The organism is Brevibacillus massiliensis, from assembly GCF_000311785.1.
Classification (GTDB): Bacteria; Bacillota; Bacilli; order Brevibacillales; family Brevibacillaceae; genus Brevibacillus_C; species Brevibacillus_C massiliensis.
In genome coordinates, this window is record NZ_HE978536.1 from 700,756 (window position 1) to 710,491 (window position 9,736).

The 9,736-nt window shown below is 56.4% G+C and carries 11 protein-coding genes, 1 pseudogene and 1 other annotated feature (1 of these 13 cut by a window edge); of the genes and pseudogenes, 2 read left to right on the forward strand and 10 right to left on the reverse strand.

All coding sequences use genetic code 11. The annotated features are described in order from the left end of the window. Positions 1-173, reverse strand: a binding site (T-box leader); it reaches 57 nt to the left of the window's first position. A gap of 79 nt (positions 174-252) precedes the next feature. From HGBM_RS07295 to HGBM_RS26885, 3 genes are all read right to left on the reverse strand, one after another. Continuing rightward, positions 253-750: a VOC family protein gene (locus tag HGBM_RS07295; protein WP_019120439.1), complete on the reverse strand. Its 498-nt coding sequence runs from the start codon at positions 748-750 to the stop codon at positions 253-255. 3 nt (positions 751-753) lie between these two features. Continuing rightward, a complete protein-coding gene (locus HGBM_RS07300) occupies positions 754-1,110 on the reverse strand; it encodes a DoxX family protein (RefSeq protein WP_390620957.1) in 357 nt (118 codons plus the stop codon). A gap of 171 nt (positions 1,111-1,281) precedes the next feature. Further along, positions 1,282-1,557: a VOC family protein gene (locus tag HGBM_RS26885; RefSeq protein WP_019120441.1), complete on the reverse strand. Its 276-nt coding sequence runs from the start codon at positions 1,555-1,557 to the stop codon at positions 1,282-1,284. 219 nt (positions 1,558-1,776) lie between these two features. On the opposite strand from HGBM_RS26885, the gene HGBM_RS07310 reads away from it, so the two are divergent. Beyond that, positions 1,777-2,553 carry an arylamine N-acetyltransferase family protein gene (locus HGBM_RS07310; RefSeq protein WP_019120442.1) on the forward strand — a complete coding sequence of 259 codons (777 nt, stop codon included), beginning with the start codon at positions 1,777-1,779 and terminating at the stop codon, positions 2,551-2,553. A 238-nt stretch (positions 2,554-2,791) separates the two neighbouring features. Here HGBM_RS07310 and HGBM_RS07315 read toward each other — a convergent pair whose 3' ends face one another. Both HGBM_RS07315 and HGBM_RS07320 read right to left on the reverse strand, forming a co-directional pair. Then, positions 2,792-3,934, reverse strand: a complete 1,143-nt coding sequence (locus tag HGBM_RS07315; protein ID WP_019120443.1) for an MFS transporter — start codon at positions 3,932-3,934, stop codon at positions 2,792-2,794. Positions 3,935-3,971: 37 nt separating this feature from the next. Beyond that, positions 3,972-4,520: a PadR family transcriptional regulator gene (locus HGBM_RS07320; RefSeq protein WP_019120444.1), complete on the reverse strand. Its 549-nt coding sequence runs from the start codon at positions 4,518-4,520 to the stop codon at positions 3,972-3,974. A gap of 192 nt (positions 4,521-4,712) precedes the next feature. Between HGBM_RS07320 and HGBM_RS26890 the strand changes: the two are divergent. Further along, positions 4,713-5,091, forward strand: a pseudogene (locus HGBM_RS26890) (cyclase family protein); the annotation flags it as partial. Between the two features lie 342 nt (positions 5,092-5,433). Here HGBM_RS26890 and HGBM_RS07335 read toward each other — a convergent pair. The 5 genes from HGBM_RS07335 to HGBM_RS26895 all read right to left on the reverse strand — a co-directional run. Continuing rightward, complete coding sequence (locus HGBM_RS07335) at positions 5,434-6,315, reverse strand: VOC family protein (RefSeq protein WP_019120445.1); 882 nt, start codon at positions 6,313-6,315, stop codon at positions 5,434-5,436. A gap of 122 nt (positions 6,316-6,437) precedes the next feature. Then, on the reverse strand, positions 6,438-7,670 hold the full coding sequence (locus tag HGBM_RS07340) for an acyl-CoA dehydrogenase family protein (RefSeq protein ID WP_019120446.1): 1,233 nt from the start codon (positions 7,668-7,670) through the stop codon (positions 6,438-6,440). Next, complete coding sequence (locus tag HGBM_RS07345; protein ID WP_019120447.1) at positions 7,667-8,389, reverse strand: ABC transporter ATP-binding protein; 723 nt, start codon at positions 8,387-8,389, stop codon at positions 7,667-7,669. The genes HGBM_RS07340 and HGBM_RS07345 overlap by 4 nt, the downstream gene beginning before the upstream one ends. A 12-nt stretch (positions 8,390-8,401) precedes the next feature. Continuing rightward, positions 8,402-9,268 carry an ABC transporter ATP-binding protein gene (locus tag HGBM_RS07350; RefSeq protein WP_019120448.1) on the reverse strand — a complete coding sequence of 289 codons (867 nt, stop codon included), beginning with the start codon at positions 9,266-9,268 and terminating at the stop codon, positions 8,402-8,404. A 22-nt stretch (positions 9,269-9,290) separates the two neighbouring features. Continuing rightward, a partial coding sequence (locus HGBM_RS26895; RefSeq protein WP_035286499.1) for a branched-chain amino acid ABC transporter permease occupies positions 9,291-9,736 on the reverse strand: 446 nt, incomplete at its 5' end.

Genomic DNA, 9,736 nt, shown 5'->3' on the forward strand with positions numbered 1-9,736 from the left:
TCTTTCGATGGCCATCACCATCTATCCTTGTAACGGTGGAATTCCGGCTTACCCTACATTGTCAGGCAGCTGTTCATAGACGAGTTCAAAATGAACGACCCTACCGTTTCGCACCAGCCAACGGCTCTCTGGAACACCGTTTCATTTCTACTATTTCTAATCATAACATTTGGATGTGAAATTGTTTGTTATTATTTGGTATGAAAATGGTTCTGTCAATATGCCGATGGACAAAAAAATCTGTTTCCTGCCTTACGCTGCTCCAGCGTATGCTTGCCGTAACTTTCCAATTTCAATCTTATCCATTTGCAGCATGGCCTGCATGACTCTTTCCGCTTTCTCCTCATCCTCGTCCCCCAGCATCCCGCCGAGTACGGTAGGAATGATCTGCCATGAGAGGCCGAATTTGTCCGTAAGCCAGCCGCATCTTCCCTTCTCTCCGCCCTCGGAAAGCTTTTCCCACAATTCGTCTACTTCCTGCTGCGTCTCGCAGTTCACGAAGAACGATACGGCCGGCGTAAAAGAAAATTGCGGCCCGCCGTTCAACGCCATAAATGTTTGGCCATTGAGCTCAAAGGTTGCCGTCATGACCTCACCCTTCGGTCCAGGTCCCTTCTCCCCGCAGCGTCTGATGCTGACAGCCTTGGAATTCTTGAATACCGAAGTGTAAAAATTCATCGCCTCTTCGGCCCTGCCATCGAACCACAAAAACGGTGTGATTTTTTGCATGCCGTTTGGCTCCTTTCTCATTTTTCAACCCTCCTTTCCTGCAAATGGCATGAGCTTTCGTATCTTTTCATCCCTCAGCCAAATTCCTCCCCATGCCAAGAGGGCAAAATAGACCGGAAACAGCACATGTGTAAACAGCGGGGCATCCACGCGAATATTGGTGGCAATGGCTCCGCCAAAATATCCCGTCAATAAAACGGCACCCAAAAAAGCTGTTCGCGGGATGGCGTAAAGAATGGCTGACAGAAGGCCAAGCGTTCCAATCACGCTGATGTGATGCTCGGCATATCCCATTGTGAGGGTTCCTTCGACCACAGGTTCCGGTTTGACAAATTTGACTATTGAATCAAACAACATGAAGAGAATGACAAATCCTCTCATGACTCGCGCCGTCCAAAGCCGGCTCCTTGAAATCGTGTTCGCCAAGTTGTTTTCCTCCTTACTCAAAATTCTGACAGGCAAATTGTAACACACAAATCGAGCCGAAATTTCTTTTCGATTGCGCTGTTACAAAAGCAGAAAAGTGACTGAACCCGAAAGTCCAGTCACCTTTCAACAACGCTTGTATTCTTCCGCTTTCGGCAAAAGAAAGCAAGCAGGTCGGAGCCTTACTGGTAGTAGCCTGTCCGTTCCTTCGGATATCTCGACGATTGCGTCTCCAATTCGGACCTCGGCGTGGACCATTCGCCCCTCTGCATTTGTGGAACGGTTCAATTCTTCCGCGTCAAAAACGGTTTTTAAAAACCGGATCATTTTCTCCGCATCTTTTACGGTCAGGTATGGCGTTACAGTGCGGTACCCGTGAGGTGTGTAATTGTCATGAACCATGGGTCAGTCCTCCCTTTCTTCATAAAAAGCATTCGCATTTTTATCCATTCCAGCCAATGCCCATGAAGATGTATTGTACATTTTTGACCCTATGCTCGATGCACGGAATGATTGCGGTACACTTTTCACAAAAAGTTATTGCCCGGATCGATTTTACACCATACTATTTCAAGTAACGGACAGATGCTGGCCGCGATCCCGACGAGGAGGTACGGTGGAATGAGCGAGTTGAATGCTATGTTTCGGAAAAGAATCGGTCTGCTGGAAGACGAAACCATTACGTTTGAAAGTCTGGATAGGGTTCTTGAAAAAACGGCCCAAACCATTCCTTTTGAAAATTTGTGCATCATCGCAAAGAAAACGTACGACATCTCCAAAGAAAACCTCGTCGATAAAATACTGGTCAGAAATGAAGGCGGCCTTTGTTATGAATTAAATTCGATTCTCTACTTCTTCTTGATCGAAAACGGCTTTCAGGCGGTCCTGACCCGCGGGGTTGTCTGCCATAACGAGACACAGGAGTACCTGACAATCGGAAGAACACATGTCACCATTCTGCTGACTCACGGGGAGCAAACCTATTTGGTAGACACGGGATTTGGAGGGAACCTGCCGTTAACGCCCGTCCCTTTGAGCGGAGAAACGGTCTCCTCTGCGAATGGAGAATTCCGGGTCAATAAAGTGAATAGCGAGCATGGAGACTATGTGATTGAAATGAAATTGCGGCATAAGGATACGGACTGGCGGATCGGATATGCCTTCGATTCCCGAAAACCGGTCAGCGATATAGCAGAATTCAACGCCATCCAAAAGATTATCGCCGAACACGAAGAATCTTCGTTTAACAAGCATCCGTTGCTGACAAGACGTACAAATGGCGGGAATCTGACTTTGACGGACAGCTCGTTTACCCAGTGGGATCATGGCAAAGTTACAAAAGAGAAGATTGACAGGGCGAGATTCAACGAGCTGCTGCTGCAGTATTTTGGGAGATAGGTCAAACAGCGGATGTCCGCATTCAGCAGGGTAGGACAGCCTGCTGACATTGCAGATATCCCCGTATCTGCAGAAAGCCGCTGGGTCACTGAGCAGTTACTTGACGCTACCGGGGGATCGCATCCGTAAAATTCGCAATCTGATCCAGGCCCATCGCAGCCTCATATCATACGCAACGCAGCCTTGATGAGCGGCTGCGTTGGGCATTCCCCCGCCATTCGCTCTGCCTTTAGCCCATTTAAGCCTGTTTCTCCGACAAATGCCGCTTGGCGAACACGATGAATACCAGTGCGGATACGGCCACTGAAGCCGCGCAGACGGTGAACAAAACCCCGTATCCCGTATATTGGGACACCCAGCCGAGAATGATGGAGCCGAGTCCGATGCCGAGATCGAACGCGGTCATAAAAGAAGCGTTGGCGACACCCTTCTTGTCGGGATGAGCCAGCCGCAAATTTGCCGCTTGAAGAGCCGGCTGCGCCGAACCAAAACCAATCCCATACAGAAAGGCGGCGACTACGATCCCGCCCAGCCCGCTCGAGAAGCTCAGCACCAAGTGTGAGGATACCGTGACCACTAGCGCCGGCACGATTACGTAAGCCTCGCCAAGCCGATCGGACAGCTTGCCGGCAATCGGTCTGGCCAGCGTGAGCGCCAGGGCGTATACCATGAAAAATACGCCGGAGTTTACCCGGATCGACTCCGCGAACAACGGCAGGAAGGTCGTGATTCCGCCGTATGCGGTGGCCAGGAAGAAGAGTGCCGTCGTGACAGGCAATACCGATTTCTCGAAAATTTCGATCTTCTTCGCCGCTGCTTTCGGCTGGAACGGGATTTTGTTAGTGAAAACCAGTAAGAGCGACACCGCGGACAGACCCGTGGCAAGCAGAAACAAGCTTTGGAACGAACCATTCTCCAGCACCCATATCCCCAGCATCGGACCGATCGCCATCGCCACCGTCATCGCCATGCCGAACCAGCCCATGCCTTCTCCCCGGCGCGAAATCGGGATGATGTCTGTGACCGAAGTGCTGACGGCTGTCGTGGAGAAGGCCCAACTGGCGCCATGCAGTACGCGAAGTGCGATCAAGATCGCTATACCGCTTACCCAGTTGTAAAAATACATCGATAACATAAAGAATACCAGTCCCCAGATCATAAACGGCCTTCTGCCGTAGCGATCAAGCAGCCCCCCGACGATCGGCCGAAAGAAGACCGCAGTCAGCGTAAATGCCCCCGCCGCGAGTCCGACCTGCGACTCGCTGCCGCCCAGATGCGTAATAAACAGCGGCAAAGTGGGCAGCAGCAAATAAAATCCCGTAAATAAGACCAGCATCCCCAGCGTCATTTGGATAAAAGCCTTGGTCCATAATCGCTCCATGCGATCCTCCTTGTGGCAAGCGCGATACCTGCCCGATTCATTCGTCTTGCTGCGCCTTGACTCTGTCGATCTCGTCCTTGACCCACTGAATTTCGACCTCCCCCAGCCGCTTGCGGTGATCGAACACCCGCAGGAGCTGAACGCGCTGCCTCTCAGGCTCTGGCTTATGCGACAAGAGATACGACTCGAAGTCTGACACGTATTTGAAGTTCCTCTCGAGAATCTGCAAATACTGGTCCAGGCAGGCCAGACGCACTTCTTTGGCTACGTATTGAAAGTACACCATTTTGAGCCGGAAGGCGAGCTCCGTCTCGGCATTGGTGTGCGAATCCAACGGCTGCCTCATCAACTGCAGGAATCGCTCACGCCCGGCTTCCGTGATCTCGTATCGTTTTCTCGTCCTTCCCCCCTTCCCCTCGATTCGCAGCTGGATCCATCCGCCTTCGGCCATGCGGGAGAGGAGCGGATACAGCGTCCCCGAGCTGACCTTCCGCCCAAACCCGAGGGAGTTTTTCAGAACCTCCTGCAGCATGTAGCCGTGCTTCTCTCCCGCCATCAGCTCTCCCAAGACAAACAATTCGTACAATCCCGAACCACCACACTTCCATATATGTCGTTTCGATATATTATATGTCGAGTCGATATATTTATCCAGCGCCAATTCAATTTATACTATTCCTCCCTTGACGACCGGAATTAAGACGTATAAAGTATGGAAATAACCATTGCCTGCAGTGATTCCTGAAAGGAGTTCCTTACGCTTTGTGGAAACCTTTCCATAGAAGCAGGAACGTTCGTAGCGCTGCGCACAGACTGGAGCAAGCGTTGGCCGGATGTGGAAGCCTTCAACAACAAAGACGCAGACGGCCGGAACCACGCTCCCGGTTGGTCGCTCGAGGCGTTGAAATTTCTGTTTACCGAGAGAAAAATAAAAGCGATCGGCCATGAAACCTTTGATACGGACTCCAGCCTGGACGATTAGAAGAACGGGGCGCTTTTAGGAGAGTATGACGTACTCGAATCAAGACACTTATCAAGTAGAGCTGTTAACAAAACTGGACAAGGTTCCGGCGACGGGAGCCGTCATCGTGAATATCGTTCCCAAACCGGAAAAAGCATCCGGATTTCCGGTACGGTCATTTGCGATCTTGCCCTGATGCCGGAGCGCGTTAAAAGAGGAGGTGATCATGCCGATCACCTCTTTTTTACGAGCATTCACCCTGCTGCCGGAGCCGAATCTTCCTCTATGGTGCGATCGTTTATCTCAGCGATTGCGCGAACTCTGACCTCCATGTGGGATACCGGGGCACCCAACCGTACTCATTCCACGCTTTGGCAATGATGCACCGCGTTCGCCGCGATTGCTGCCCGATTGTATTCCGGAGCAGGGGCTTGCAGGTCAATCGCATCGATGACGATCGCTTTGCTCCTAATGCTTGAATGAACGGCATGCGTTCCGGGTTGTGGCCGAGAGACTCTCTGTGAGTCCCCTATCCCCACTAACCTTTTACGAGCACCAGCCTTGCGCCCAGGGCTTCGGCCGGGTCGATCGTGACGGCTCCCGAAATGGGCGAACGGGTAAAGCGGATTCCACGGGCTTCCAAATCGGAAGCTGCCGCATCGGGATCGGGCACCGTGAGGAGGACCCCCCGCAAACCGTAACCCCTTCGCGATACAAATTCATGCAGCGGACTGTCCGGGGAGTTGGGGGCGATGACTTCGAGCTGCCCGACCGCCAGTGGGAAGAATACCCGGTCCCCCTGGCGGCTGGGGCAGACGGACTGCTCTCCGACGCGCTGGAGCCCGTACCCGTCCCTGAAATAGGACTCGCCCTCCGCAAGCGACGGGAACACCACCTCCAGGCGGTCAATGCGGCCGTAACCGATCGGGTGAGCCTGGGGCGGCCGGTCGCCGAACAACCGGTTCCGCAAATCCGCCCCGGTGCTGTCGTGCTGGATCAGGAAAGGATTGATGTTGCCGCCGGACACGAGGGCGCTGCGCCAGCCCCGGCGCTTTCCGCCCGGAGTCTCCAGCGCGCCCTCCTGAATCTCTTCGACCTTAAGGGACGTAATTCCCGCGGCGGTACGGGACTTGAACCGATCCACATCCGCATCCAGGTCGTCGCTGGCGAAGGCGAAGGTGAAAAAACCGAAACCGTACCGGTCCCAATGCCGCACCAGCTCTGGCCACGCAGCCTCCCGGTCCTGGATGGAAATCAGCTCAAGATATCCGGATTCCAGCACCACCAGTCGATTGGCGGTTCCCCTTCCCGGATGCGTCCCTCCCTCCGTGACGTGGAAGCCCAGTTTTGCGTATTGCTCCGCGGCTTCATCCAGATCCGGAACGGCGATAAGTACGTGATCCACATGGGTAATCGTCATAAAAAACGCCTCCTTCAATAACATATCCGTTTTTTTCCTTCGCATTGGCCCGACGAATCGGTATTGGTAGTGTGAGGGCCTTTGCGCCAATCATCCTGCGCTGGCGGAAATGGGAGCTTTCTTCAGTGGAGGCCCGGCGCGTCGGCATCGACGGAGACTTCTTCTTTCCTTACCGCAGCTTCCCGCAGGGCCGTTTCGGCCAGCGCCGCAAGGGTGCTGTCGTCCATCGGAGGATTGCTGAGCCCGGCCCGGACGTTGCGATAGTAACGCTCCAGGGGCTGGTCGCGGCTGAGACCGGCAATCCCGGCGATGCGCATCGCCCTGTCCACGATCCGGATGGCGTTGTTGGTAGCCAGCAGCTTGCCGGTTCCGAGCAGCGGCACCAGATGGTCCCTGCGCTCCGACTCTTTTTCCCAGCGTTCGGCCAGGGTATAGAGGAGGGACCGGGCGGCAAGGAGGTCCAAGTCGATCTCGCCCAGCAGCACCCGGATGTGGGGGACGTCGGAGATCGTGCCCGGGAGCGTGCTGACCCGCCGCGTCAGCGCATAATCCAGAATAAAGTCCCTGGCGGCCTGGGCGATGCCCAGGTAGACCGCGGGGATGACCAGTCCCCAGCCGGCCCCGCCGCCGGAATTGACCTGGCACGTTCGGCCGGAACCAAACGGCTCCACGAGAGCGTCGAGCGGAAGCTGTACGTCCCGAAACACGACGTCGTGACTGCCGGTCGCGCGCATCCCCAGCGCGTCCCATGTTTCCAGGATGCGGACGCCGGGATGATCCATGGGCGCCAGAAACCATCCGCCGCCTTCCTCTCCGTCGATCCCGGCGGAAACGACGGCGTAGCGCAGCACCGGTGACAATGAGAGGAAAGATTTCCTGCCGTTGAGCACCCAGCCGGAAGCGTTCCGGAATACGGTTGTAAAAGGCCGGCCGCCCCGGGAAGGGCTGCCGGCTTCCCTTTCGCTGGCCGCAGAGTTGATCAGGGCGCCACGCTCGACCACTTCCCGGCACACCCGTTCAAAGACGGCAGGGGGCCAAGAGCGGGCTTCCGCCTGCTTGCCGATCAAGCTGAGGTGCCAGCCGATGGCGAGAGCAGTCGCTCCGTCTCCCGCGGCGAGCTTCTCCTGGGCCAGAAGGGTTTCGGTCAGGGAGGCGCCTTTACCACCCAGTTCTTCCGGAACGGTGAGGGTGTGGTAACCGGCGCTCCGGAGAGCGTCAAAATGTGCGTGCGGAAACGCATTGTTCCGGTCGTACTGCTCCGCATCCCGGGAAACCAATGCGGAGAGCTGCGAAGCCAACGCCAGGAACCGCTCCTGGCGGGGCGTGCGGACAAACAGCTGGTGAATCAGAGTCATATCGCTTTACCTCCCAGATAGGCGCTTTCCACCAAGGGGTTATCCAGCAGTTCCAAGGCCGTCCCGTTCAGCGTCACCACACCGTGGCGAAGGACGCAGCCGCGATGGGCGATTTGCAGGGCCGCCCGGGCGTTTTGCTCCACCATGAAAACGGTGGTTCCCTGCCGGTTGATCGTTTGGATCAGTTCCAGCACCCGATCCACCCACAGGGGAGAAAGACCCATGGTGGGTTCGTCCATACAGAGAATGCGTGGATTGCCCATAAGCGCCCTGGCCATAGCCACCATCTGCTGTTCTCCTCCGGAGAGGGTGCCGGCGACCTGATTCAGCCTCTCCCCGATCCGCGGGAACAGATCCAGCATCCTCTCCAGGTCTTTCGCTACCTGCCGGCGATCCCGGCGAAGATACGCTCCGAGAAGCAGGTTTTCCCGTACGGTCATGAACGGAAACAGGCGGCGGGCTTCCGGCACGGACCGGAGTCCCCAGGCGACGCGCCGGGGCGTACCCCAAGACGTCGCGTCTTCTCCACCCAGCAGCACGCGGCCGGTGCGGGGACGGACCAGCCCGAAAATCACTTTCATCGCGGTGGATTTACCGGATGCGTTGCCCCCGAGCAGGCAGGTAATCTCCCCGGGATAAACGTCCAAGCTGAGATCGAAATGAGCCTGGACCGCGCCGTAGAAGGTATTCACTTCCTGCAGCCTCAAAATCGGTTCCAATCCGTCTCCCCCCTATACCTGCGCCGTTGAAGCCAGCGCGGCACTTTCGGCCGCGGCGCCGATTTTTTGTTTTCCGACGTACGCCTCGATCAGCCGCGGATCCGAACGCACCATGTCCGGACGCCCGGACACTAGTACCTCACCGGCGTCCAGCGCCACCACCCGGTGCGCGACCGCCATCACCAGCTCCAGCTTGTGTTCGATCAGCAGCATGCTCTGGCCCCGGCGCTGGAGCTGCCGAATCACTTCGGACATTTCCTCGGTTTCCGTCGGATTCATGCCCGCCGTCGGTTCGTCGAGGAGCAGCACCCGGGGGCGAAGGGCCAGGGCTCTTGCCAATTCCGTCCGCCTGCGATTGGCGTAGGAAAGGGAGTAAGCGGGTTGGTGGAGCCGCGGGATCAGCCTCTCTCCGAAAAAAGACAAGATGTCACGGACTTCCTCTGTCAGTTCGGCTTCAAGCCTCCGGAAACGACGGGGCTGGACGATGCTCCAGGCGATCTCCCGCAGCGCCGTAAGCACCGCGCCGGCTAGATGGGAACCCGGATCGGTGAGGCCATGCAGCCGGGTATGGGCCCCCAGAAGCACATTCTCCAGAACGGTGAGGTTGCCGAAGACGCGGCCGTTTTGAAAGGTACGGGCCAGTCCCTGCACGGCCGCGTAATGGGGCGGCAGGCCGCCGATGCGCCGCCCGTTCAGTAGAATTTCCCCTTCGCTTGGGCTGTCTTCGCACGAAATCAGGTTGAACAGCGTGGTCTTTCCGGCGCCGTTCGGGCCGATGATGGCGACCGTTTCTCCTTCCTCGAGTTCGAGGCTGACCCCCCGCAGGGCTTGCAGACCTCCGAAACGCTTGTGCACGTTGCGCACGGACAACAGGCTCATGGCGATCCCTCCTTCAGTTGGCTTATGTTTTGGAATTGAGCAGTCCGTACGGGCGGAAGCGAAGCATGCAGATCAACAAAAGACCGTAGAGGATAAAGCGGTACTCGCCCAGGAACCGAAACGATTCGGGCAAAGCGATCAGCAGGACTGCTCCGACCACGGCCCCGCCCACGTTGTCCCGCCCTCCAAGGATGATCATTGTGAGCACCTGAATCGAGAGCGCGAACGTAAACGTGTCGGGCGCGATGTAGGAATAGGAGTGGGCCAGAAGCACACCGGCTATGGCCGCCAAAAAGGCGCTCACCCCGAAAGAGATGGACTTATACCTGACCAGCCCGATGCCAAAGGCTCTCGCCGCCACCTCGTCTTCCCGCACGGCGCGAAGCGCCCGGCCCAGATGGGAGCGGGACAGCCGGTACACGACCCACACGCCGACGAGGAGAACCGCAAGATCCAGCAAATACTGGC

Bases quoted from the DNA above. Each gene is read 5' to 3' on its own strand.
- HGBM_RS07295 (WP_019120439.1), bottom strand. From the start codon at position 750: ATGAGAAAGGAGCCAAACGGCATGCAAAAAATCACACCGTTTTTGTGG.
- HGBM_RS07300 (WP_390620957.1), bottom strand. From the start codon at position 1,110: ATGAGAGGATTTGTCATTCTCTTCATGTTGTTTGATTCAATAGTCAAA.
- HGBM_RS26885 (WP_019120441.1), bottom strand. From the start codon at position 1,557: ATGGTTCATGACAATTACACACCTCACGGGTACCGCACTGTAACGCCA.
- HGBM_RS07310 (WP_019120442.1), top strand. From the start codon at position 1,777: ATGAGCGAGTTGAATGCTATGTTTCGGAAAAGAATCGGTCTGCTGGAA.
- HGBM_RS07315 (WP_019120443.1), bottom strand. From the start codon at position 3,934: ATGGAGCGATTATGGACCAAGGCTTTTATCCAAATGACGCTGGGGATG.
- HGBM_RS07335 (WP_019120445.1), bottom strand. From the start codon at position 6,315: ATGACGATTACCCATGTGGATCACGTACTTATCGCCGTTCCGGATCTG.
- HGBM_RS07340 (WP_019120446.1), bottom strand. From the start codon at position 7,670: ATGACTCTGATTCACCAGCTGTTTGTCCGCACGCCCCGCCAGGAGCGG.
- HGBM_RS07350 (WP_019120448.1), bottom strand. From the start codon at position 9,268: ATGAGCCTGTTGTCCGTGCGCAACGTGCACAAGCGTTTCGGAGGTCTG.